Annotated in this window: 22 protein-coding genes; 11 read left to right on the forward strand and 11 right to left on the reverse strand. The window is 71.3% G+C overall.

Features of this window, described 5'->3' with window-relative positions:
• Window positions 1-2: 2 nt before the first annotated feature.
• From ACMXN5_RS24985 to ACMXN5_RS25015, 7 genes are all read right to left on the reverse strand, one after another.
• Window positions 3-1,913 carry a branched-chain amino acid ABC transporter ATP-binding protein/permease gene (locus tag ACMXN5_RS24985; RefSeq protein ID WP_439677074.1) on the reverse strand — a complete coding sequence of 637 codons (1,911 nt, stop codon included), beginning with the start codon at window positions 1,911-1,913 and terminating at the stop codon, window positions 3-5.
• On the reverse strand, window positions 1,910-2,785 hold the full coding sequence (locus ACMXN5_RS24990; protein ID WP_439677075.1) for a branched-chain amino acid ABC transporter permease: 876 nt from the start codon (window positions 2,783-2,785) through the stop codon (window positions 1,910-1,912). The genes ACMXN5_RS24985 and ACMXN5_RS24990 overlap by 4 nt, the downstream gene beginning before the upstream one ends.
• A 30-nt stretch (window positions 2,786-2,815) precedes the next feature.
• On the reverse strand, window positions 2,816-4,030 hold the full coding sequence (locus ACMXN5_RS24995) for an ABC transporter substrate-binding protein (protein WP_395791312.1): 1,215 nt from the start codon (window positions 4,028-4,030) through the stop codon (window positions 2,816-2,818).
• An 80-nt stretch (window positions 4,031-4,110) separates the two neighbouring features.
• Complete coding sequence (locus tag ACMXN5_RS25000) at window positions 4,111-4,536, reverse strand: roadblock/LC7 domain-containing protein (protein WP_078974825.1); 426 nt, start codon at window positions 4,534-4,536, stop codon at window positions 4,111-4,113.
• Window positions 4,533-7,142 carry a nitrate- and nitrite sensing domain-containing protein gene (locus ACMXN5_RS25005; protein WP_439677076.1) on the reverse strand — a complete coding sequence of 870 codons (2,610 nt, stop codon included), beginning with the start codon at window positions 7,140-7,142 and terminating at the stop codon, window positions 4,533-4,535. Before ACMXN5_RS25005 ends, ACMXN5_RS25000 begins: the two co-directional genes overlap by 4 nt.
• A gap of 755 nt (window positions 7,143-7,897) precedes the next feature.
• Window positions 7,898-9,130, reverse strand: coding sequence for an MFS transporter (locus ACMXN5_RS25010; protein ID WP_439677077.1), 1,233 nt, complete (start codon window positions 9,128-9,130; stop codon window positions 7,898-7,900).
• On the reverse strand, window positions 9,127-9,837 hold the full coding sequence (locus ACMXN5_RS25015; protein ID WP_439677078.1) for a DsbA family oxidoreductase: 711 nt from the start codon (window positions 9,835-9,837) through the stop codon (window positions 9,127-9,129). The genes ACMXN5_RS25010 and ACMXN5_RS25015 overlap by 4 nt, the downstream gene beginning before the upstream one ends.
• 288 nt (window positions 9,838-10,125) lie before the next feature.
• Between ACMXN5_RS25015 and ACMXN5_RS25020 the strand changes: the two genes are divergently transcribed.
• The 5 genes from ACMXN5_RS25020 to ACMXN5_RS25040 all read left to right on the forward strand — a co-directional run bounded on the left by ACMXN5_RS25020 (window position 10,126) and on the right by ACMXN5_RS25040 (window position 14,504).
• A complete protein-coding gene (locus ACMXN5_RS25020; RefSeq protein WP_439677079.1) occupies window positions 10,126-10,665 on the forward strand; it encodes a TIGR03086 family metal-binding protein in 540 nt (179 codons plus the stop codon).
• A gap of 139 nt (window positions 10,666-10,804) precedes the next feature.
• Window positions 10,805-11,740, forward strand: a complete 936-nt coding sequence (locus tag ACMXN5_RS25025) for an MBL fold metallo-hydrolase (protein ID WP_395791322.1) — start codon at window positions 10,805-10,807, stop codon at window positions 11,738-11,740.
• Between the two features lie 263 nt (window positions 11,741-12,003).
• Entirely contained in the window at window positions 12,004-12,789 is a 786-nt protein-coding gene (locus tag ACMXN5_RS25030; RefSeq protein ID WP_439677080.1) for a CoA transferase subunit A, read from the forward strand.
• Window positions 12,789-13,418 carry a CoA transferase subunit B gene (locus tag ACMXN5_RS25035; protein ID WP_439677081.1) on the forward strand — a complete coding sequence of 210 codons (630 nt, stop codon included), beginning with the start codon at window positions 12,789-12,791 and terminating at the stop codon, window positions 13,416-13,418. The genes ACMXN5_RS25030 and ACMXN5_RS25035 overlap by 1 nt, the downstream gene beginning before the upstream one ends.
• Before the next feature lie 111 nt (window positions 13,419-13,529).
• Window positions 13,530-14,504 (forward strand): fumarylacetoacetate hydrolase family protein, encoded by a 975-nt coding sequence (locus ACMXN5_RS25040; protein ID WP_439677082.1) that lies wholly within the window; start codon window positions 13,530-13,532, stop codon window positions 14,502-14,504.
• A 130-nt stretch (window positions 14,505-14,634) separates the two neighbouring features.
• On the opposite strand, the gene ACMXN5_RS25045 is transcribed toward ACMXN5_RS25040, so the two are convergent.
• Window positions 14,635-15,831: an MFS transporter gene (locus ACMXN5_RS25045; protein ID WP_439677083.1), complete on the reverse strand. Its 1,197-nt coding sequence runs from the start codon at window positions 15,829-15,831 to the stop codon at window positions 14,635-14,637.
• Between the two features lie 63 nt (window positions 15,832-15,894).
• Between ACMXN5_RS25045 and ACMXN5_RS25050 the strand changes: the two genes are divergently transcribed.
• Entirely contained in the window at window positions 15,895-16,356 is a 462-nt protein-coding gene (locus ACMXN5_RS25050; protein WP_380036475.1) for a winged helix-turn-helix transcriptional regulator, read from the forward strand.
• A 19-nt stretch (window positions 16,357-16,375) separates the two neighbouring features.
• Here the strand turns inward: ACMXN5_RS25050 and ACMXN5_RS25055 are convergent, their stop codons facing one another.
• The 3 genes from ACMXN5_RS25055 to ACMXN5_RS25065 all read right to left on the reverse strand — a co-directional run bounded on the left by ACMXN5_RS25055 (window position 16,376) and on the right by ACMXN5_RS25065 (window position 18,211).
• Window positions 16,376-16,942, reverse strand: a complete 567-nt coding sequence (locus tag ACMXN5_RS25055; RefSeq protein ID WP_439677084.1) for a hypothetical protein — start codon at window positions 16,940-16,942, stop codon at window positions 16,376-16,378.
• A 152-nt stretch (window positions 16,943-17,094) separates the two neighbouring features.
• Window positions 17,095-17,448 (reverse strand): hypothetical protein, encoded by a 354-nt coding sequence (locus ACMXN5_RS25060; protein WP_395791334.1) that lies wholly within the window; start codon window positions 17,446-17,448, stop codon window positions 17,095-17,097.
• A 169-nt stretch (window positions 17,449-17,617) separates the two neighbouring features.
• A complete protein-coding gene (locus ACMXN5_RS25065; protein ID WP_439677085.1) occupies window positions 17,618-18,211 on the reverse strand; it encodes a hypothetical protein in 594 nt (197 codons plus the stop codon).
• 239 nt (window positions 18,212-18,450) lie between these two features.
• On the opposite strand from ACMXN5_RS25065, the gene ACMXN5_RS25070 reads away from it, so the two are divergent.
• The 5 genes from ACMXN5_RS25070 to ACMXN5_RS25090 all read left to right on the forward strand — a co-directional run bounded on the left by ACMXN5_RS25070 (window position 18,451) and on the right by ACMXN5_RS25090 (window position 23,258).
• Window positions 18,451-18,927 carry a GNAT family N-acetyltransferase gene (locus ACMXN5_RS25070; protein WP_379997308.1) on the forward strand — a complete coding sequence of 159 codons (477 nt, stop codon included), beginning with the start codon at window positions 18,451-18,453 and terminating at the stop codon, window positions 18,925-18,927.
• 270 nt (window positions 18,928-19,197) lie between these two features.
• The gene (locus tag ACMXN5_RS25075; RefSeq protein ID WP_439677086.1) at window positions 19,198-20,304 is read left to right on the forward strand and encodes an alcohol dehydrogenase catalytic domain-containing protein; all 1,107 of its coding nucleotides are present in this window, start codon (window positions 19,198-19,200) and stop codon (window positions 20,302-20,304) included.
• A gap of 110 nt (window positions 20,305-20,414) precedes the next feature.
• Entirely contained in the window at window positions 20,415-21,365 is a 951-nt protein-coding gene (locus ACMXN5_RS25080; protein WP_439677087.1) for a cyclase family protein, read from the forward strand.
• A gap of 310 nt (window positions 21,366-21,675) precedes the next feature.
• Window positions 21,676-22,158 (forward strand): MarR family winged helix-turn-helix transcriptional regulator, encoded by a 483-nt coding sequence (locus ACMXN5_RS25085; RefSeq protein WP_160161547.1) that lies wholly within the window; start codon window positions 21,676-21,678, stop codon window positions 22,156-22,158.
• 194 nt (window positions 22,159-22,352) lie between these two features.
• On the forward strand, window positions 22,353-23,258 hold the full coding sequence (locus ACMXN5_RS25090; RefSeq protein WP_439677088.1) for an enoyl-CoA hydratase/isomerase family protein: 906 nt from the start codon (window positions 22,353-22,355) through the stop codon (window positions 23,256-23,258).
• Window positions 23,259-23,261 lie beyond the last annotated feature (3 nt).

The following is a 23,261-nucleotide window of genomic DNA, read 5'->3' on the forward strand; positions in this document are numbered from 1 at the left end:
TGTCAGCCCACTTCCTGGTGCTCGGGCTCGGACGCGCCCAGATAGGTGTCGCGCACCGCCCGGTCCTCGGCGATCTCGTCCGGCGTGCCGGTGGCGAGCAGTTGCCCCGAGGCCAACACCGTGACGGTGTCGGTGACTTCACGCACCAGCGCGAAGTTGTGCTCGACCAGGACCATGGTCACCTCGGCGGGCAGTGCCTTGAGCACGTCGGCCAGCAACTCGATGTCGGTGTCGGTCAGACCCGCGGCCGGCTCGTCCAGGAGCAGCAGCTTCGGATGCCCCGCGAGCGCCATCGCGATGTCCAGCAACCGGCGGGAGCCGTGCGAGAGTTCGCCGGCGATCTCGTCGGCGCGCGCGGTCAGGCCGACCGTCTCCAGATGGCTCGCCGCCTCGCCCGCGAGGGCGCGGTAGCGGGCCGGGCGCCACGCGATGCCACCGCGCCGGGCGTGTCGCCAGGCGGCCAGCGTCACGTTGTCCAGGACCGACAACGAGGGCACCACCGCCGGCTGTTGGAACGCGCGGGCGATGCCCAGGCGGGAGCGCCGGGCCGGGGCCAGGTCGGTGATGTCGCGACCGTCGAAGACGATGCTGCCCGAGGTGACCGGGTTCGCGCCCGCGATCATCGCCAGCACGGTCGACTTGCCCGCGCCGTTGGGACCGAGCAGCGCGTGCCGGGCGCCGCGACGCACGGTCAGGTCGAGACCGTCCACCGCGGCCAGCGCGCCGTAGCGCCGGGTCAGACCGGTGATGGTGAGCAACGCGTCGGGGGCGGGGGCGACTTCGGCGCTCGCGTCCGCCGCCTTCTTGGCGAGGTCCGGCTTGCCCGCGTCCGGTTCGCCCGCGCCCGGCTCGCTCCCCGCCGGCTCGTCCGCCTCCGCGGACTTCCCCTCCGGCCGGATCGCCTTGGCCAGACTTCGCCACGCCGCGCGCGGCCCGCCCGCGACCACTCCGGCCAGCCCGCCCGGCAGCGTGTACACCGCGATCAGGAACAGCAGGCCGAGCAGCAGCGGCCCGTGCCCCGGCCACGGACCGGACAGCCAGTCCCGGGTGAACACGATCAGCGCCGCGCCGATCATCGCGCCCACCAGCGACGCGCCGCCGCCGATGACCACCGCGAGCAGCACCAGCGAGGACGTGTCGAAGCCGATGTGCGAGGGGGAGATGTAGCGCTGGATCGAGATCAACAGGGCGCCCGCGACACCCGCGATGGCGCCGACCCCGATGTAGGTGACGGTGAGATAGCCGGTCACCGGGTGGCCCGTCGCGCGCATCCGGATCTCGTTCTCGCGCGCACCGTCGAGCAGCAGCCCGGCCGGCGAGCGCAGCACGAGCGCGGTGAGGGCGATCACCACGAGGGTGGTGAGCAGTACGTACCAGTAGGTGTCCACGTCGTCGGCGAGGTCGCCCATGCCCCAGAACGGCTCGATCGGCGGGATGCCGGACTTGCCGTCGGTACCGCCGGTGACCGACTTCCACTTCTCCGCGGCGGTGCGCACCAGCTCGCCGACGGCCAGCGTGATCATCAGGACCGTGACGCCGCGTGTGCGGACCACGATCGGTGCGGTGAGCGCGTTGAACAGGGCGCCCGCCGCGGCTGCCACCAGGGTGTGGACGACGCCGATCCGCATGCCGTGGTCGGCCAGGATCGCCGCCGTGTAGCCGCCGACCGCGTACGGCGCGACCTGGCCGAGCGAGGGCAGCCCGGCGCCGCCGCCGAGCACCGCCACGCTGACCGCGAGCAGGCCCAGGGACAGCGCCTGGGACAGCAGGATGATGGTGAAGAGGTCGACCATGTACGGCGCCGCGACCAGCCACACGATCGCCGCGACGGCCAGGATGCGACCGGCCAGGATCCCGCGCGGCGAGTGCAGCGCGGTCCGCGCGCGCAGGACGGCCGTTGCAAGGGTGGTCATACTCGGCTCCCCGTCGGGCCGAAGCGCGCGGTCCGCGCGATCAGCATCACGGCCATCGTGGCGTACATCAGATACGGCGCGAAGTCGGGCATCAGCGTGACCCCGAGGGTCTGCACCTCGCCGACCAGGATCGCGGCGAGCAACGCGCCGCCGACCGAGCCGAGGCCGCCGATCACCACGACCAGCAGGGACTGCAACAGCACGGTGTTGGCCACCGACGTGGACGGGCCGATGATCGGCGCGCCCAGACCGCCCGCGAGACCGGCCAGCGCGCCGGCCGCGATCAGTACGCCCGAGCGCACCCGGGCAGGCGAGATGCCGCTGGCCGCGAGCATCTCGGGGTCGTCCACGGAGGCGCGCACGGCCGCGCCGATCCGGGTGCGGGCCAGCACGTACCAGCCCCCCGCGCCGAGCGCGACGGCGACCACGATGAACGCCAGCCGGTAGCCCGGGTAGTTGTGGCCCAGGATCGATACCGGCTTCTCCAGCGCGCTCGGCACCGAGACCTGCGGGTCTTCCTTGCCGAACACGGTCATCAGCAGGTCGCCGCCGACCAGGGCGACGCCGAAGGTCAACATGGCCTGCGCCATGTGTCCTCTGCCGGCGATCGGCGCGGTCATCACCGCGAGCACCCCGCCGCCGGCCGCGCCCGCGGCGATTCCCGCCAACACCGCGAGCACCAGGCCCAGCCACGAGCCGTCGGCGACCTCGGTGGCGGTGTAGGCGGCGAACGCGTAGAGCGTGCCGTGCGCGAGGTTGAGGACCCCGCCCGAACCGAAGGCCAGAGTCAGGCCCGCGGCCACGACGAACAGCAGCAACCCGTAGGCCACTCCGTCCAGGGCCGGAATGAAATTGTCGTCGAACCAGCCCACGGCACGCTCCCTTTCGCTCCCGATCCGCCGTCAGCCCAGGGTGCCGAGTTCGCGGACCATCACGTTGCTCAGCGCGGTGCCGTCCTGCTTGACCTCACGCAGGTACCACTTCTGCACCGGGGCGTGCGACTTGGTGTTGAACTCCCAGGGACCGCGCGGGCTGTCCACCTTGCCGGTGTTGGCGATCTGGGCGTTGACCGCCTCCGGGGTGACCTTGTCGCCGGCGGCGGCGATCGCCTTGTCCAGCACGGCGGCCGCGTCGTACATCGTGGCCGACATCATCGTCGGCAGCGTGTTGTACTTCGCCTGGTAGGCCGCGACGAACGAACGGTTGGCCGGAATGTCCAGCGTGGGCGTGTAGTTGAGCGAGGTGAACACGCCCTTGGCCGCGTCGCCCTCGGCGCCGAGCACCGCGCCCTCGGTCAGGAAGCCCGCCGCGTACAGCGGGATGTCCTTGATGTCGGACTGCTTGTACTGCTTGACGAAGTTCACCGCGGCGGTGCCCGCGTAGAACGTGTAGACCGCCTTGGCGCCCGAGTTCTTGATCTCGTTGAAGTACGGCTGGAAGTTGGTGGTCGCCGGGAACGGCGTCCACTTGGTCTTGCCGTCCGGGTTGGCCAGCTTGCCGCCGAGCTTGTCGAACGTCTCGGTGAAGCCGCGCAGCTGGTCGAACCCACCCTGGTACTCCGGGCCGATCGCGTAGACCGGACCCTGCACGGCCTCCTTGATGTACGGCGCCGCCGCCACACCCGGCTCCTCGGAGAGGTAGCTGGTGTGCCAGACGTAGTCCTGCCGCTTGATCTCGCCGGGGCGGCCGACGGCGCCGATCATCGGCACCTTGTTGTCGTTCACGAGGTCCACGTTGGCCGCCACCGTGGCGGCGTTGGACAGACCCACCACCGCGGTGACCTTGTCCTGCTTGATCAGCTTGGTCACCGAGGGCACCGAGGTCTGCGGACCGTCGCCCTCGTCGGTGATCACGAGCTCGACCTTGTGCCCGCCCAGCTTGCCGCCGTGCTGGTCCAGGTAGGTCTGGAAGCCGTTCTGCAGGTCCGGTCCGAGCGCCGCGTACACACCGGTGAGCGGGATCGTCAGGCCGATCTTGAGCGTGCCCGAGGACGAGCCGCCCTTCTTGTCGTCGGCCGCGCTGCCGCTGCACGCGGCGGTGAACGCGAGCGCGCCGGCGAGCAGTCCCGCGGCGGAGACGCGGAACGAGCGACGGGATATGGGACTTGCCGGGGTCATGACGTGCTCCAGGGTTCGGACGGGTACAGCGGTCGATCGATGGGATGGGTCGCGTCGGGAGGGACGCGGGGATGTATCGGTCAGCTCAGCGCGCCGCGCTGCACGTGCAGGAAGCGCTCCCGTGCCGCGGGGGTCAGGGCCGGGCCGACCTGGTTGATCAACTCGGCCATCTCGAACGAGACCTGGCCGATGTCGCACTCGCGCGAGGCCAGCACGAGCAGCGACGCACCGTCGCTGACCTGCATCGAGAACATGAACGCACCGTTCATCTCGGTCAGGTTGCTGGCCACCGGGTCGGTGCCGAACAGCCGTGCGGCACCGGCCAGAAGGCTGACCAGGCCGGACGCGACCGCGCCGAGCTGGTCGGCGCGGTCCTGCGGCAGCGTGCTGGTGTTGGCCACCACGAGGCCGTCCGCGGAGACCGCGACGGCGTGCAGCACATCGGGCACCCGGGTGGCGAAATCGTTGAGCAGCCAGCTGAGATCGGCTGCGGTGGGGTGGGTCACGATCTCTCCTTGGGATCCGGTTCGCCGCCGTCGGGACGGGGCGAGGGGGCGCGTCGGGCCCGGCTGTGCCCGATGCCCTGGGCGAAGGCCGACATCGCCGCGGACACCTGGCGGGCGTCTCGGCGGTCCGGCGTCGTGGGGTTCGCCCGGGCGGGTGCCCCGGCCGAGCCGACCAGCGGCGCGGCGGGCGCGGGGGGCGTGCCGGGGTGCACGGTCGGGGTGTCCCGGCGTACGCGCAGCGGCAGGCCCTTGTTGGTGGTGCGGCCGGACTCGGAGGGTTCCGGAGTCAAACGCGGGGGCAGGGATTCGGCCCCGCGTCCGGCGGACCGGTCCGGTGTCGCCGGGGTCCCCGGGAGTGCCGGGTTCGCCGGGCCGACCGGTGTGCCCGGGTTCGCCGGTGCCGCCGGGTTCGCCGGCGTGCGTATCGGCGGGGCGAGCGTCGGCGGGGTGGGTGCCGCCGGAGCGGGCGGCCGGGAGCCGGTGAAGCGCAGGCCCGAGGGCGCGGGTACCTGCGGTCCCGGAGCGCTCGCGTCGCTGACCGGTTGCGGCTTGACCGGCGTGAACACGTTCTGCACGGGCTCGAACGGACCGGGATCGGGGTGACCGCCGGCACGTACGCCGCTGTCGATCGCGCGCGTGGGAGTCGGCTTCGGCAGCGCCGGCGCCTCGTTCTTCGGCGCGCCCGCGCGGTGCCGGCCGGGGCGATCGCGGAAGACCACGATCGTCTCGGGCAGATCCACCTCGGCGACCGTGCCGCCCTGGGGTCCGGGCGCCAGGGTGATGGTGATGCCGTAGCGCGAGGCGAGGTGCCCGGCCACGGTCAGACCCATCGTGCGTACCGCGTGCACGTCCAACTGGGCCGGCGAGGACAGGCGTTCGTTGAACGCGGCCAGTCGCTCGGGGGTGATGCCCACGCCGCTGTCGGTCACGGTCAGCACCGCGCCGTCGCCGCGCCGGTTCGCCTGGAGCACCACCCAGGTCTCCGGGCGGCTGAACTTGGTCGCGTTGTCCATGAGTTCGGCGAGCAGGTGCGCGACGTCGTCGCGGGCTCGACCGGCGATCAGGATGCGCGGGTCCACCGCGCCGGGGTCGACCCGGGTGAACCGTTCGATCCGGCCGACCGCCGCGCGCGCCACGTCCAGGAGCAGGGCGTCCTCGCGCACGCGCGCGGTGCCCTCGCCGCCGAGCACGAGCAGACTGGTGTTGTTGCGGCCCATTCGCTGGACCAGGTGGTCCAGCGAGTACAGCCGCTTGAGCCGGTCCGGGTCCTGCTCGTGTGCCTCGGCCTCGTCCAGGACCTTGACCAGACCGTCGGTCAGACGCTGGTTGCGGCGGGCGAGGGCGACCAGCACGGTCGCGATACCGGCGCGCAGGACCGCCTGTTCGGCGGCGATCTTGACCGCGGAGGTGAACATGGTGTTGAACGCCGAGCTGACCTCGGCGATCTCGTCCTTGCCGCGCACCTCGATCGGGGTACCGGCGCGTTCGGCCATCTCCTCGGCGGTCGCGCCGTCGAGGGAACGACCCTGCTGGAGCTTGGCGACCGCCTCCGGCAGACCGGTGTAGGCCACGTCGTGCGCGGTGTCGCGCAGACGCACCAGCTCACGGGTCATCGGCCGGCCGAGGCGCAGCACGAGCAGCACGGCGGCGATCAGTGCGAGCAGCACCGCGCCACCCTGGCCGATCGCCCACCAGCGGCGGGAGTCGCGCTCGTCGGTGACCGAGGACAGCACGGAGGCGTCGACCTTGCGCTCCACATCGCTCATCTTGGCGATGCGCTCGTTGGTCGCCTTGGTCCACTCGACCTGCGAGATGAAGACGGAGCTGTCCACGCGGATCCGCGAGACGGCGTCCTCGAGGAGGTGCACGGCCTGGATCTCGGGCCCGGTCTGGGCCTGTTCCAGCCAGGGGATCCAGTCGGCGTCGGCGAGCGACTCGAACGACGACTCGCTCTCGTCGTAGCCGGTGCGGGTGGTCAGGATGTCCTGCTGTTGGGCCGGCGACAGCGTCTTGGCGGCCAACGCACGCAGCACCGCGCTCTGTTGCTGGCCGAGCCATTCGGTGGCGTGCGACAGTGCCGCCGCCGCGCGCAGTCGGTCCGAGTTGTCGGGACCGGCGCCGCCTGCCTGGGCCACGCTGTCGCGGTAGTCGAGCGTGGCGGCGATCAGGATGCGGTAGCGGAAGACGACGGCGGTCAGCGAGGTGCCCTTGGGCTCCTGGACCTGTTTGCGCAGCGCCACCAGGTCGGTCAGGCCCGCGTCCAGCTTGCGCAACCGTTCCTTCGTGTTGCCCGGGACCGAGCCGAGGTCCTTGCGCAGCTTGCGGTAGCGCGCGGCGCTCTCGTCCGTCGCGGCGGTGCGCTGGTGGTACGCCGCCAGCGCGCCGGGGTCGGGCCACAACACTGCGGTGGCCGCGGCGCGTTCGCTCTGCAGCCGGTGCGCGAGTTCGCCCGCCTCGGCGGACACCTTGGTCAGCGAGCGCAGACGATTCGCGTCCAGGGCTTCGCCGGTCGTGGTGGACACGGCGAGGCCCGCCGAACCCACCATCACGGTGAGCGGCACGGCGACGAGCAGGACGAGTTTGCGAGTGATGTTCAGTTTGTCCACCACCCGATCGGCGCCCGGAGGGAGGAGGGGGCGGGGGAGAGAGCCAGGGATGCGGAGTCAATTATTCCGCTTGTCAAGTACGTCATTTTCCCGATGATTCGCACTTTCCGGTCTTGCCTTTTCGGTGACGCGGATCGCGTCCTATTCCGTGCACGACGGGCAGAGCCTAGCGGCATTCGCACGTGTGCTCGCAGTTGCCGGTGGGTAATACGCACGCCGACCCGCATACGGTGCCGAATGTTGACACACGTAAGTTAACTATGCGAAGCAAAACGGATTGTGCGTCATGGCAACACGGGTCACGATATCGAACGATTTGGGGCCGGGCGTCGGTTGTCACAGGTCTATATCCTGATTTCTACACCCGGGAAGTGATGCCCGTTTGCCAACCATTCGTTGGGATATACCGGATCGTTGCGCTCCGTTTATCCGGAGGTCGGGTGGGGCGGCGTGGCGAGGGTCGCCGGAAGCCGCCCGGGTGGATTCGATGGCGCGACGGGGTTGGGAGAGTCACATGTCGGGTGGAGACGTGGGTCGGCTGTCGGGTGGTCCGAGAGCGCCGAGTCGGCCGCGTCCACGGCTATTAGTCGACCTGTGCCCACATCGATCAAGTTCCATGACAGCCGGTCGTGTTGCGCCGGGGCCGCCCGAGGCACGCCGGTCCGGCCCCGGAACGCCGCCCGGCCGACGGCGATTCGGCGCCGAACCTGTCCCGTTCGGGCACGACTTGCCCCGGTTCGGCACCGAACTCCCGCTCAGCGGCGGACCGCTCCCGCGGTGAGGGCGATGACGGCCACGAGTACCGCCGGGATGGCCAGGGCCGTGGTCAGGCTGGTGTGGTGGGCGATGAAACCGATCACCGGAGGGCCGGCCAGCAGGCCGATGTACGCGATGCCGGTCACCCGGGAGATGGCCCATGCCGCCGGAACCCCGGGGGTGTTGCCGGCCGCGCTGAACGTCACCGGGGCGACCGGGGCCACGCCGATGCCGAACAGGGTGAAGCCGAGCACCGATATCGCCGGCCAGGGGGTGACCAGCGCGATCGTCATGCCCACTGCGGCGATCAGCGCGCCCACGCGCAACACGCGCACCGGGCCGAAGCGTTCCACCACGTGGTCGCCCGCGAAGCGGCCGGCCGCCATGGCCACGGACATCCCCGCGAAGCCGAGGCCCGCGACGCCCGCCGAACTGTCCAGCGTTTCGCGCAGGTGCACCCCGCTCCAGTCGGCGACCGCGCCCTCGCCGACGAAGGAGCACAGGCCGATCAGCGCGAGCAGGACCACCGCGCGGTAGCCCGCGAGCAGTCGGCCCAGGCCGCCCTCGGTCCGGGCGGGTGCGCGGTCCGCGTCGGCGGTGGTCTCCGGCGCGCGTACCGGCTCGCGGACATGGGGGTCGTCCGCGGGACCCAGAAGTGCCCGCGAACCCGCCCACACCGCGACCGCCAGTACGCCGGCCATGATCGACAGGTGCACCCTGGGGGTGATGCCCAGCGCCGCCGCGCCGGAGCCGATCAGGGCCCCGAACAGGCCGCCCAGGCTGTAGCCGCCGTGCAGGCTGTTCATGATCGGGCGGCGCAACCGCTGTTCGATCGCCACGCCCTGGGCGTTGGCCGCGACGTCGGTGAAGCCCATCAGGCCACCCAGGACCAGCAGCCCGACCGCGAGCGAGGGCAGGTCCCACGCGAACGCCGGCAGCAGCAGGGACAGGCAGCCGCCGATCACCGACACCCGGGCGACGCGTCTGCTGCCCCAGCGCCCGGCGGCGGTGCCCGCGAGTTGCACCGCCACCAGCGCGCCCACCGGCGAGCCGAGCAGGGCCAGGCCCAACTGGGCGTCGTCCAGGTCCAGATCCTCCTTGAACTGGGGGATCCGGGCCAGGAAGTCGGCCACCGCGGCGCTGAACGCGAAGAAGACGAACAGGGCCGCGAACCGTGCGCGACGCAACCGCGCGACGGACGGCGTTTCGGCCCGTTCCCCCAGCGTGCTCACACCGCGCAGGAGCCGTCGGCGCACGCGTCGCCGGCGGCCGACTCCGGGGCGGACGACGAGCCGTCGCGCTCGCGCATCCCCTCCCGCACCTGTCCCAGCACCCGGAGGAAGGTGGCGGACTCCTCCGCGCCCTGCACCGCCCACGTGCCCTCGAAGACGAACGTCGGCACCGCCGTGACGCCGATCTCCCGCGCCTCGTCGATCTCCCGCCGCACCTCGGCGACACCCTCGTCGGAGGCCAGGTAGGCGAGCACCCGATCACGATCCAGGCCGGCCTCGACCGCGAACTCGGTCAGGCGGGCGTGGTCGGCGACGTTCTCGCCCTCGGTGAAGTACGCGGCGAGCAGCCGGTCCTTGAGCGCGGCCTGGGCCGCCGGGCCGTACTCGGTCAGCGCGTGCCGCAACAGCCGGTGCGCGGTCAGCGTGTTCACGGCCAGTGCGTTGGCGAAGTCGAAGGTGATGCCCTCGCCCGCGCCGATCTCGGCGAGCCGGGCGTTCATCGTGTCCAGGTTGGCCGCGCCGAACTTCTTCGCCAGCCGCTCGCGCAGCGGGGCCGGTGTCGTGGGCGTGCTCGGGTCCAGTTCGTACGGGCGGTACGTGACCTCGACGTCCTCGCCGCCGGGGAACACGGCCAACGCGCGCTCGAAGCGCCGCTTGCCGACGTAGCACCACGGGCACGCGATATCGCTGTAGATCTCGACCTTCACTTGCTCTCCAGCCTTCCGGATCGGGGCCCGGGGTCGGCGCGCGGCGTCGGGCCGCGACGGCGTGTCGGGACGCGGGAAGTTCGGGCGGTGTACGGGACGGGCGCGGATCGGCTGTACCGGCGGTTCCGGTGCCGGACGCACCCGAGACGAAACATTCGTGCGGGCGTCATCATTCCCCAACCGCGACGTATCGCGGCCTCGGGGCCTGGGCGTAGCCTGTCCGCTGCTCGTCTCCCGTCACCCGGACATCACGCCGCGTGGGCGCGGCGTCACCCCCGAGGAGCCTTCGTGGACCAGATCACCCAGTACCGGCGCGCCGTCGAGAGCTTCCGCCTGCTGCTGGCCGAGGTCGGCGACGCGGAGTTGACCCTGCCCTGTCCGTGTTCGGAATGGGACGTCCGGGCCCTGCTGGCGCATACGACCGGCGCGCAGCGCGGCCTGGCGTCGGCGCTGACCGGGCCGAACGAGCCGGTCTCCGAGGACCCCCGCGAGGACTTCGAGGCGGCGGTCGAGACGATGATCGCGACCTTCACCCCGGAGCGGGTCGCCGCCGCCATCAAGACCCCGTTCGGCGAGCGGACCGGCGGCTTCCTGCTCGGCATGGCCACCGGCGACATCTTCGTGCACGCGTGGGACCTGGCCCGGGCGCTGGGCCGGCCGAGCGACCTGGACCCCGAACTCGCCGGGGAACTGCTCGAGCGTATGCGGCAGACGCTTCCGGACGCCGCCCGCGGCGAGGGCCGCGCGTTCGGCCCCGAGCAGCCGGTCGACCCGGACGCGCCGGCCGCGGACCGGCTCGCCGCGTTCACCGGACGCGTGGTCAACTGACCGCAAATCGCCGATCGGGCCCGGGACATCCCGGGACAAGCCCTCCCGGACGCGGCAACTGACGGTGCGTCAGGCTGCGCGGAGGGCGGTCGGCGGTGTAAGCACGTCAACGCACACCCCCAGTCGATCGGGAGTATCGATGAGCACGTCGCAGCACGATCACGGCCGGATGGATCCGCCTCGCGTCCAGGAGGTGGCCGACGGAGCGTACGCGTACATCCAGCCGGACGGCACCTGGTGGATCAACAACACCGGGTTCCTGGTCGGTCCGGAGGGCGTCGTCGCGATCGACGGCTGCGCCACCGAGGCCCGCACCCGGACCTTCCAGGAGACGATCGCCAAGCACACCGACGCACCGGTGCGCACGCTGATCAACACGCACCACCACGGGGACCACACGAATGGGAACTACCTGTTCGAGACGGCCACGATCGTCGCGCACGAGAAGACCCGGACCGAGATACTGAACCTCGGGATCATGGAGGTCGAGTCGATCTGGCCGGGCGTCGGCTGGGGCGGCGTGCGGGCGGTGCCGCCGTTCCTCACCTTCACCGAGGGCGTCACCGTGTACGCGGGCGATCTGCGGGCCCAGGTCCGGCACTTCGGTGCCGCGCACACCTCGAACGACTCGGTGGTGTGGCTGGAGGAGCAGAGTGTCCTGTACACGGGCGACCTGATCTTCAACGGCGGCACTCCGTTCCTGCTGATGGGTTCGCCCGCCGGCTACCTCGAAGTGCTGGAGAAGGTAAAGGAGTTGGGCGCGACGACGCTGGTCCCCGGGCACGGCGAGGTGTGCGGTCCGGACCAGATCGACTACGCCATCGGGTACACCGAGTTCGTGCTGGAGACCGCGCGCAAGGGCCTCGACGCGGGTCTGGACCCGTTGAGCGTGGCGCGGGAGACGGATCTGGGCGAGTACGCGGCGCTGTCCGACTCGGAGCGGATCGTGGGCAACCTGCACCGGGCCTACGCGGAGTTGGGCGGGGTGGAGCGGGCGGGGGCGATCGATGTCTACGCGGCGCTCGGGGACATGGTGACGTTCAACGGGGGCAAGCCGCTGTCGTGCTACGCGTAGGTGTGGTTGGCCGGCCTGGCGGCCTGGCCGGCCTCAGGCGCCGGCCGGGCTGAATCTGTCCGGCCTTCGGCCGAGAGTGGCCTCGAACGCCGGCCGGGCTGAGATTTTGGCCCGGTCGGCGTTGTTGTGTGCGGCTTCGGGTTCCCGGCGTGTTTCGCTCGGCTGTTGCCTGCCTTCGGGCTTCCGGTGAGTGGAAGGGGGCCGTTTGGGGTTGGGGGAGGTGGGGTTAGCGTCCGGGGGGCGGGGTGGTGAATGGAGATGGTGTGGACAAGGTGGTCGGGGCGGCTGCTGAGGCGGTTTCGGATGTGTGGGACGGGGCCTCGGTTGCCGTTGGGGGGTTTGGGCTCTGTGGGATTCCTTCGGTGTTGATCGGTGCCCTGCATGCGCAGGGGGCCGCCGGGCTGAGGGTGGTTTCGAACAACTGCGGGGTCGACCGGTGGGGGCTCGGCATCCTGTTGCATGCCGGGAGGATCGCTCGGGCGACCGGTAGCTACGTGGGGGAGAACAAGGAGTTCGCCCGGCAGTACCTCTCCGGGGAACTGGAGCTGGAGCTGACCCCTCAGGGCACGCTGGCCGAGCGGTTGCGGGCCGGTGGTTGTGGGATCCCGGCGTTCTACACGCCGGCCGGGGTCGGGACGCAGGTGGCCGAGGGCGGACTCCCGTGGCGCTACGACGCCGAAGGCAACGTATCGGTGGCCTCGCCGCGCAAGGAGGTCCGCGTCTTCGACGGCGTCGAGTACGTCCTGGAGGAGGCCATCACCACCGACTTCGCCCTGGTCCGGGCGGCCCGCGGCGACCGGCACGGAAACCTGGTGTTCGACAAGTCGGCGCGCAACTTCAACCCGCTCGCGGCGATGGCCGGTCGGATCACCGTCGCCGAGGTCGAGGAACTGGTCGAGCCGGGCGAGCTCGATCCCGACGCGATACACCTGCCCGGGGTGTTCGTCCAGCGTGTGGTGGCGCTGACCCCCGCCCAGGTCGCCGAGAAGCCGATCGAGAAGAAGACCACGAACGGCGCGCCGGCGGTGCGCGGAACGGTGCGCGACTGATGGCCCTGACCAGGGACGAGATGGCCGCGCGGGCCGCGGCCGAGCTGATCGACGGCTCCTACGTCAACCTCGGGATCGGCCTGCCCACCCTCGTGCCCAACCACATCCCGGCCGGCGTACACGTCGTGCTGCACTCGGAGAACGGGCTGCTCGGGGTGGGGCCGTACCCGACCGAGGACGCGGTCGACCCGGACCTGATCAACGCCGGCAAGGAGACCGTCACGGTCCTGCCCGGCGCCTCCTACTTCGACTCGGCGCTCTCCTTCGGGATGATCCGAGGCGGCCACATCGACACCGCCATCCTGGGCGCGATGCAGGTCAGCGTGGTCGGCGACCTGGCGAACTGGACCGTCCCCGGCAGCATGATCAAAGGCATGGGCGGCGCGATGGACCTCGTGCACGGCGCCCGTCGGGTGATCGTGCTGATGGAGCACGTGACCAGGAAGGGCGAGCACAAGATCGTCGACGAATGCTCCCTGCCGCTCACCGGAAAGCGTTGCGTGCGGCGGATCATCACCGACCTCGCGGTGCTCGACGTGACCGATCGTGGTCTGCTCCTGGTCGAGACCGCCCCCGGGGTGACCGAGGACGAGGTGCGCGCGAAGACCGGTGCGCGGCTGCTGACCTGACGCCGTTCGCCGAGGTCGGGGCGTGGATCGGCCGGCGCCGATGTGATCATTTAGCGATACCGACGCATCGTCGCCGGTCCTCGGCACGTACCGGAACAAGGAGCACCAATCGTGAAGTTCGCGACCTTCGACCTGAATGGCTCGATCCACTCCGGAGTGGTGTCGGGCGAGGACGCGGTACATCCGCTGCCGGCCGGAGAGACTCTGCTCGGCCTGATCGAGCGTGGTGCCGAGGCCCTGCGCGCGGCGGGCCAGCAGGCCCTGGCCGGTGCCTCGGTCGCGCTTGCCGACGTACGCCTGTTGCCGCCGCTCCAGCCGCCCACGGTCCGCGACTTCGTGGCGTTCGAGGAGCACGTCGAAGGAGCCATGATCACCGTGCAGGGGCCGGGCGCGGTCGTGGTCCCGGAGTGGTACGAGCTGCCCACCTTCTACTTCACCAACCCGTACGCGATCATCGGCCCGAACGACCCGGTCCCGATGCCGCCGGGGTCGGCCGTGCTCGACTTCGAACTGGAGGTCGGCATCGTGATCGGCCGGGCGGGTCGGGACCTGACGGTGGATCAGGCGGGCGAACACATCATCGGCTACACCATCTTCAACGACTGGTCGGCCCGCGACCTCCAGTCCCGGGAGATGCGGGTCGGCCTCGGCCCGTGCAAGGGCAAGGACACCGCGACCACGCTCGGCCCGTGGCTGGTGACGGCGGACGAGTTCGAGGAGTACCGGGACACGGACGGCTTCCTGGACCTGGCCATGCGCGCCTCGGTCAACGGTGTCGAGATCGGTCGGGACTCGCTGGTCAACATGGGCTGGCCGCCCGCCGAACTGGTTGCCTACGCCTCGCGCGGCACCTGGATCCGGCCCGGCGACGTGCTCGGCACCGGCACCTGCGGCAACGGTGGTTGCCTGGGCGAACTGTGGGGCCGGGGAAGCGAGTTGCCGTCGCTGCGCCCGGGCGACACGGTTTCGCTGACGGTCGAGGGCATCGGTACGGTGGCCAACACGGTGGTCGAGGGCGCGGCGCCGCAGCCCATCCCGGCGGCGCGCAAGCGCCCGCGCACCCGCAGGGACTCCTTCGACGCGTGAGCCGGCGACGCCCGGCCGGCGGACCCCGCCCGGGGCCCGCCGGCCGGGCCCGGGTTCGGCCGTTCGGCCGTTCACGTTCGTGCAGGTCGGCGCCCCGTCGCCGAAACCGTCGACGCGACGGAGGGCAGGCTTACGCGCCGCCCGGCGCGGGCCGGCCGCGTCGCGTCGGATCCCATGCCCACAGCAGCAGCGCGAGCGCGCCGAAGCCCGCGCCGAGCAGGCAGACGGCGGTCCAGCCCGCCGCCGCGTACAGCGTGGTCGAGGCGATCGCGCCGCCCGCGCTGCCGATCGAGTAGAAGATCATGTAGCCGCCGATCAGCCGGCTGCCGGCGTCCGGACGGAGCGGGTAGATCAGGCTCTGATTGGTCACGTGTACCGCCTGGACGGCGAGGTCGAGCACGATCGTGCCCACCACCAGGGCCCACAACGACTGACGGGTGAAGGCGAGCGGCAGCCAGGACACGGTCAGCAACACCAGCGCGATCCCGGTGACCCGGTGTGCGTGGCCGAGGTCGCCCAGCCGCCCGGCGGGGATCGCGCCCAGTGCGCCGGCCGCGCCGGCCAGACCGAACGCGCCGATCGCGGTGTGCGACAGGGACAGCGGAGGTTCGCTCAGCGGCAGCGCGATGCTGCTCCAGAGGGTGCTGAACGCGGCGAAGACCAGCAGGGCGAAGCCGGCCCGGACGCGGAAGACCGGTTCCTCGACGAACAGCCGCACGGTCGAGCCGAGCAGCCTGCGGTACGACAGAGGGGCAGCGCCGGCGCGCCGCCTCGGGAGTACGCGGTACAGGGTCGCCGCCAGGACCAGGGTCAGCGCGGCCGAGCACAGGTACACCGCGCGCCAGCCCGCGAGGTCGGCCAGCACGCCCGAGACGGTGCGGGCGAGCAGGATGCCGACGACCACGCCGCTGGTGACCGCGCCGACCACACGACCTCGTTCGGCGGGGGCGGCGAGCGAGGCCGCGTACGCGACCACCGCCTGGGTGACCACGGCGAGCAGGCCGACCGCGATCATCGCCAGGAACAGCGGGGCGGCCCCCCGGGCCGTCCCGACGGCGACCAACGCGACCGCGAGCAGCGCGAATTGACCCACGATCAGGCGGCGGCGGTCGATCAGGTCGCCCAGTGGGACGAGCAGGAACAGGCCGAACCCGTAGCCGACCTGGGTGAGGGTGACCACGACGCCGACCGTGCCGGGCGCGAGGCCGAGGTCGTGGCCCATGGTGACCAGGAGCGGCTGGGCGAGGTAGACGTTGGCGACCGCGACGCCGGCGGCGATCGCGAAGAGCAGGGTGAGAGTGCGAGATATCTGGTTGCAAGTTGCCACCAGGTGACCATAGGCAACCTTGGTAGCATGTTGCAACCGGTTGGGTGAGCGAGAGGACGGGCCATGGTGCAGCGCACGCGGTTGGACGAGGACAGTTGTCCGGTGGCGCGCTCGGTGGACGCGATCGGCGACTGGTGGTCGCTGCTGATCGTGCGCGACGCGTTCGACGGGAGCCGCCGGTTCGGCGAGTTCCAGCGCAGTCTCGGGGTGGCCAAGAACATCCTGACCGCCCGACTGCGGGCCCTGGTGGCCGGCGGGATCCTGGAGACGGTGCCCGCGTCGGACGGCAGTGCCTACCGGGAATACGTGCTGACCGCGAAGGGGCGCGACCTGTTCCCCGTGGTCGTCGCGCTGCGGCAGTGGGGCGAGGCGCACTGGTTCGGGCCCGGCGAGCCGATGTCCAGGCTCCTGGACCGACGCGACGGCCGCCCGCTGCGCACCCTGGAGGTGCGTGCGGCGGACGGCCGCCCCATCCGGCCGGAGGACACCGAGGTGGAGCGGGTCGACGAGGCCGGCCGGGACTGACCGAGCCGGCGAACTCGCGCTACCCGCCCGGGACTTCGGTGAGCCCGAGGTGGTTGAGCAGGGTGAAGAACAACTGCTCGACGAACGGATCCCGGCGGAAACTCAACAACTCCAGGATCGGCTCGGGCCGCACCTGGTAACCGGCCGCCGCCGCCCACCGCACCGCCGCCTCGGCGACCCGCGGCCGGTCCTGCTCCAGCCACGCGGCGGCCTCGTCCCGGAACCGGGCGAAGTCGCCCCGCCCGCCGCCCCGGTGCCACCGGTCCTGCGCCAACCGCGAGGCGGCGGTGCCCGGGTCGAGCCACCCCTCCCAAAAGTGCGTCCCGCTCAGTCCCTGGACATGCGCGACATCGCTCTCGAACACCCCGCACACCAGCACGGGGGAGCCGGTCCGGGCGGCCAGGTCGGTCAACCACGGGCCCTGGAAGGCGTACGGATCCTCGAAGTGGCGCACGTGCACCGCGCGCCAGCCGTCGCGGTAGGCCCACTCGGCGTAGACCGGATGACCCTCCCCGCCGACATACGGCGCCAGGTCGGCCAGCGGCGTGTCCGCACGTAAAACGACGATGTCCCCGTTGAACCCCATGGCCACCCCTTCGGTCGCGATGTCCGTTGCGGCCCAACGTAGATACCGCGTCCGACAACCGACCGGGTGCCGGGGACGGGGGCATGCCGGGGGTCGTCGCGCGACGGCTCCGGGCGACTCTCCCGTCGTGGCCCGGACCCGCCGCCGACCGGTCAGTTCCCGGTCTCGGCGACCTGCTCCACCACGCTCGTCCCGTGGCCCTCGCGCGACTCCCACTCCCAGGTCTCGTCCAACCGGATCCGACCGTCGGGCAATACGACGACGGCGCTCACGCAGTGCCCGGAGGCGGTGCCCCCGGAGCGGTTCAGCTGCACATAGCGGAAGTCCAGCGTGTCCCCGTCGCGGGTACCGACGAGGTGGCCGTGCACGATGTCGCCGCCGTCGTACTCGGCCCAGATCCGGCCGTCCGCCTCGTGGTACGCGAACAGCGTGGACGCGTCCACCTCTCCGTGCTCGGGGCGACCGAGCGGGGCGAAGCGGAGTCCATCCAGGGAAGGTGCGGTCATCGCGGGCTCCTTCGGGTACGAACGCGAGGCGCGTCGGCGCTTGGTAGCCCGCAGCGTAGGTGCCGGGTCCCGGGGCCCGATTCCGGGGTCGGGGCGTCGACCGGGGAAGAATTCCGCTCCCGAAGGATTCCCGGTGCCGGACGTTTCCCGCCCCCGAACGATTCCCGCTCTACTCGTCCGGGGTGCCCTTCCAGCGCCACTTGCCCACCCGGCGCGGATGGCCCGGCAACTCGGTGCGGCCGGTACACCACAGCAGGGCCGGCCACGGCTCGAAGCCGGCGGGGGCGTCGGGGAACATCCGGGCCAGGACGCGGGCGCAGATCTCCGGGTCGGGCCGGTAGTCGAGGCCGAGCCCGGCCGCCATGTCGTGCATGTGGACCATCACCTCGATCATGCCCATCGCGGCGAAGCCGTCGGGGTCCGAGACGCCGTACGGGTGATAGGCGCGGTTCGAGTCCGGCTGCGTGGTGACCACCGACGCCAGGATCGTGCCGCCGGCACGGACCGCGTGCAACATCTGGGCCGGCGTCGGGTCGTCCTCGGCGTGGATGTCGACCGGGACGTAGTCGTCCATGCGACCCGACGCGACCTGACCCGCGTAGGCGTACAGATCCCCGACCACGTGGACCAGCGTGTCCCAGCAGTCCCAGTCGAGGTCGCCGGCCGGCCGCGACCAGTCCCGATCGCCTTCGGCGGCCCCGGCCAACACGGCGACGGCGTGCGCGACGGTCGCCTCCAGATCCTGCGCTGCGTGTGTTCCCATCCGGCGAGTTATACCGGCGCGGCTCAGGGAACGCACGCGACTATCGCGGGCGGCCACCCCCGTGTGGGGCCCGTGGAGGCGCGGGTGAGGATGGAGGTGTGCCCGTGGCTCCGCTCACCGTCCCGTCGATCGTTGCCGACGGCCGTGTCCGCCGGATCGTCCCGTCCTCGGAGAACGCCATGACCTCGACCGCCCCAGCCCCCGACGGCCGCGATTTCGCCGCCGTCACGATCGTGCCGATGCGCGCCGAGCACGCGGAGTCGGTGCTCGCGATCTATCAGCTCGGCATCGACACCGGCAACGCCACGTTCCAGGAACACGCGCCCGACTGGGCCGAGTTCGACGCGGGCAAGCTGCCCGACCACCGCTTCGTCGCGCTCGACGGGACCGGCGGCGCGGTGCTCGGTTGGGTGGCCGCGAGCGCGACCTCGCGCCGCCCGGTCTACCACGGTGTGGTGGAGACCTCGGTATACGTGCACCCCGACGCGGCCGGCCGGGGCGTCGGCCGTGCGCTGCTCGCCGCCCAGATCGCCTCGACCGAGGCGGCCGGCGTATGGACCATCCAGGCCGGCGTCTTCCCCGAGAACGCCGGCAGCCTCGCCCTGCACGCCGCCCTCGGCTTCCGCACCATCGGCGTGCGCGAACGCGTCGGCCGCCACCGCGACCGCTGGCGCGACGTCACCCTCCTGGAACGCCGCAGCCCCACGGTGGGCTGACCCGGGCGATCGGGCAGCGGCCCGACCGGTCCCGAGTACGCTCCGAGCAGGCCCCGAACCCGCCTCGAACACCGTCCACGCACACCCCGAACAGATCCGACGGTCCGTCAGATCCCATCCCGGTATGCCTTGACCTCTCCGGACACCGATGAATAATCGAGATCGGTTGTAGTGACCAAGGATGTGAGTGTTCGGCTTGGGGTGGGCCGGTCCGGGGCGCGGCGAAAACACCTCGCGGCGGGCCGTCCGCCCGGAACGAGGAGACGGTACATGCGCGCGATCCTGCACACCGCCACGGGCGCCGAGATCCGGGACGACGTCACCGTACGTGATCCGGAGGCCGGTGAGGTCCTGGTGCGGATCGTCGCCACCGGCGTCTGCCACAGCGACGTCAGCGTGCTCGAAGGCGTGATCGAGTGGCCCACGCCGTCCGTGCTCGGCCACGAGGGCGCCGGCATCGTGGAGAAGGTCGGCGCGGGGGTCGGCTCGGTCGCGCCGGGCGACCACGTCGTGATCACCACGATCGCCGCGTGCGGGATGTGCCGGCACTGCCAGACCGGACACCCGAACCGCTGTCGGCAGACGCTGGGCAACCGCGGTACGCCGTTCACGATCGGCGACGAGCCGGTGTGGAATTTCGCGGGCGCCTCCACCTTCGCCGAACTGACCCTGGTCAAGGAGATCCAGTGCGTGTCCATCCCCAAGGACGTGCCGCTGACCTCCGCGTGCCTGGTCCCGTGCGGCGTGGTCACCGGCGCGGGCGCCGTACTCAACCGGGCCAACGTGCTTCCCGGGCAGACCGCGGCGGTGATCGGCCTCGGCGGCGTCGGCCTGTCCGCCGTCCAGGCGCTGCGCCTGAAGGGCGCGGGCCGGGTGGTCGGCATCGACACCGTGCCCGGCAAGTTCGAACTGGCCGGCGCGTTCGGCGCGACGGACTTCGTCAAGTCCGGTAAGGGCGTCGATGTCGCCGACGAGATCCGCACCCTGTTCCCGTACAGCGACGAGGTCAAGGTCGGCGTGTTCGGCGCGGGCGGCGTGGACTGGATCTTCGAGTGCACCGGCATCCCGGCCGTGCTCGAAAATGCCATGGAGGCGCTGGACTGGGGCGGCACGCTGATCGCCGTCGGCCAGCCGGCGCAGGCCGCGACCGCGAGCATCCGGATCGCCAACCTGCTCCAGTGCGACCGGGGCATCCTGGGCACCCGGGCCGGCGGCGTACGTCCGCACGAGGACATCCGGACCATCGTCGAGCTGTACCGCCAGGGCAAGTTCGACTTGGACGCGCTGGTGTCCAAGGTCTATCCGGCGGAGGGCTTCCACGACGTCCTCGACGACATGCACCACGGGCGGATCGCGCGCGGGGTCATCGCGTTCTGATCCGGCCGCCCGCCCGGAACGCCGAGGCCGGATCGGGGTGCGGATCCGTCGGCCCACCCCGTCCACCCGCTCATTCGTTCACCCGTTCTCCCGAGAGGATCGCGGCAGGCATGACGGAGACTCGCTCGACCGAAGGGGCCGCGTCGTCCGTCGCCCCGCCCCCCGCCGGCAACTGGGGCCGCTGGGGCGCGGAGGACGAGCGCGGGGCGCTGAACCTGATCGAACCGGAGGGGGTGCGAGCCGCCGCGCACGAGGTCCGGACCGGGCGGACGTACTCCCTTGCGCTGCCCATCACGCGCGGGAACCAGCCGGCCTTCGACTTCCGCGGCTCGCCGCAGCGGTTGACCCTGGTGAGTCAGACCGACGCGATGTACGACGGCTTCGAGGGCGGCGGTGACGTCGGGTCCAACGAGGACGTGCTGATCATCCCGTCGCACAATCTCACCCACATGGACGCGCTCTGCCACGTCCAGGCCAAGGGCCGCTTCTACAACGGCTTCCCGGCCGACACGTTCCGCTCCCACACCGGCGCCGGCCGCTGTGGGATCGACAAGCTGGGCGCGTTCGCGACCCGGGCCGTGCTGCTCGACCTGCCCCGCCACTTCGACACGCCGCACCTGGAGGGCGGCTACCGGATCACCGCCGCGGATCTGGCGGGTTGCGCCGAGCGGCAGGGGGTCGAGGTGCGGTCCGGCGACGCGTTGCTGGTGCGGACCGGCTACCTCGACGAATACCGGGCGATCGAGGCATCCGGCCGCGAGCCGTCCTTCGCGCAGCCCGGTCTGTCGCTCGACGCGGTCGACTACGTCCGGGCCCGGGAGATCAGCGTCGTGGGCGCCGACAACAGCGCGATCGAGTGCATTCCGTTCGACGACCGCTTCCTGTCGGTACACATCGCGTTGCTGGTGGAATCGGGTGTACCGCTGCTCGAACACCTGTGGTTGACCGACCTGGCCGAGGGCATGGCACAGGCGAGTACCTATTCGTGCCTGCTGTGCGTATCGCCGCTTCCGGTCACCGGTGCAACGGGCAGTCCCATCAATCCGGTTGCCATTGTCTGATCGTCGGACGACTGACATAGTCCATGGGCAGGTCGTCTCGGTCTCGTTTCCTCCGTCGGGACCGAGGCGACCGCTCGGATCGAGCCCGCAACACCTGCCTCCGGTAGGCCTGTACACACCGGTACACGCCCGTACGCGCACGTACATCCGTCGAGGCACCGAGGTACCCACTCCACAATGCGAGGCATTTGCCGAGTCGCCCATCGGGCCGATCCGGCCGCTCGGGCACGGAATCCGGAATCCGATACGGGTAATGCACGTTATCGCACAGTATTAAATTGACGTAGTCAAGGACTGCTATCATGGCGGGGTGAACTCCACCGAAAACGTCGAAGCGATCCAGCGGGCGCTGGAGGCCCTGCTTCGGCGCCACGCCAGCCGCCGAGTGTACGCGGGCCAGGCCGCCGCGGCGGGCGCGACCATCTCGCAGCCCGCCTACGTGCTGCTGCGCCGAATCGAGAAGCAAGGCCCGCTCCCCATGGGGGAGTTGGCGCGCATGACGAACATGGACCCGGGTGCCACCGCGCGCCAGGTGGGCCAGTTGGAGCGGGACGGCTACGTCCGGCGCTCGCCCAGTCCGGACGACGGTCGGGTCAGCCTGGTCTCGCTCACCCCGCGCGGCGACTCCGTGCGGCGCCGGTTGAACGACGTCATGGATCGACGGATGAGCGAGATGCTCGATCGCTGGAGCGACGAGGATCGCGAGACGTTCGCCACGCTGCTGCAGCGATTCGTCGAGGAGATGGCCCAGGGCGAGATTCCCGCGGCCGAGGTCGAGGACAGCGCCGTCTGACCATCCGACTATTCGTCATATTCCATATTGATTGCCGGGGTTGGCCGTACGGGCGGCGTTCGCAGTAGCTGCGTTCGTGACATTCGACGGCGGACCCCGGCAATTTTTGTGGGCAATGGCGTGAGGGTGGTGGGCGGTCGGAATGCGCGAAGTCATCACTTGATCTGGTCAAGGATTCCGCTTACCGTCCCAGGGTGATCAAGTTCGACATCCGCGACGGGGTTGCCGTCGTCACGTTGGATCGTCCCGACAAACTCAATGTGTTCTCCGGGGGTATGGGTTCGGCCCTCGGGGATGCCTACGCGCGGTGTGACGCCGACGACGCGGTGCGCGCGGTGGTACTCACCGGCGCGGGGCGGGCGTTCTGCGCGGGCGCCGACATGTCGCCGGAGGCGGACAGCTTCGCGGGGCCGGGGGCGGGTTCGGGGGCGGCGCCGGGGCCGGCGTCGGCGCTGAGTGCGGATGCCGGTGCGGCGGCGCGGTCGCGGGAGTTCAGCGCGTCGCCGGTGCGGCCGGCCGCCTGGGAGGTGCGCAAGCCGGTGATCGCGGCGATCAACGGGCACGCGATCGGCATCGGCTTCACGCTGGCGATGCAGTGCGACATCCGGCTCGTGGCCGAGGACGCCAAGCTGGCGATTCCACAGGTACGGCGCGGCATGGTCCCCGACGCCCAGTCGCACTGGACGGTACCGGCGGCCACGTCGCGGGCGGTGGCCGCCGACATCCTGCTGACCGGGCGCACCTTCCGCGGCGCCGAGGCGGCCGTAATCGGCCTGGTGTCCCGGGCGTTGCCCGCCGACGAGGTCCTGCCCGCCGCGCTGGAGATCGCGCGCGACATCGCGACCAACGTGCACCCGGTGTCGGCCGCGCTCACCAAACGACTGCTGTGGGCCGACGCCGGACTCGACGAGGTCGAACGCCTGGAAACCGCCTACCACCGCGTGCTGATGGGCACCGACGACGCCCGCGAGGGCCCGCGCGCGTGGTCCGAACGGCGCACACCACGCTGGACCGGCACGGTCACCGGCGCGTGGGACGGTGTACTGGCGGCGGAATCATCGCAACAGCAGGACCCTTCGGTACGACAGGAGCACCAGTGACCC

Origin of the sequence: Embleya australiensis (genome assembly GCF_051903075.1) — a bacterium.
Classification (GTDB): domain Bacteria; phylum Actinomycetota; class Actinomycetes; order Streptomycetales; family Streptomycetaceae; genus Embleya.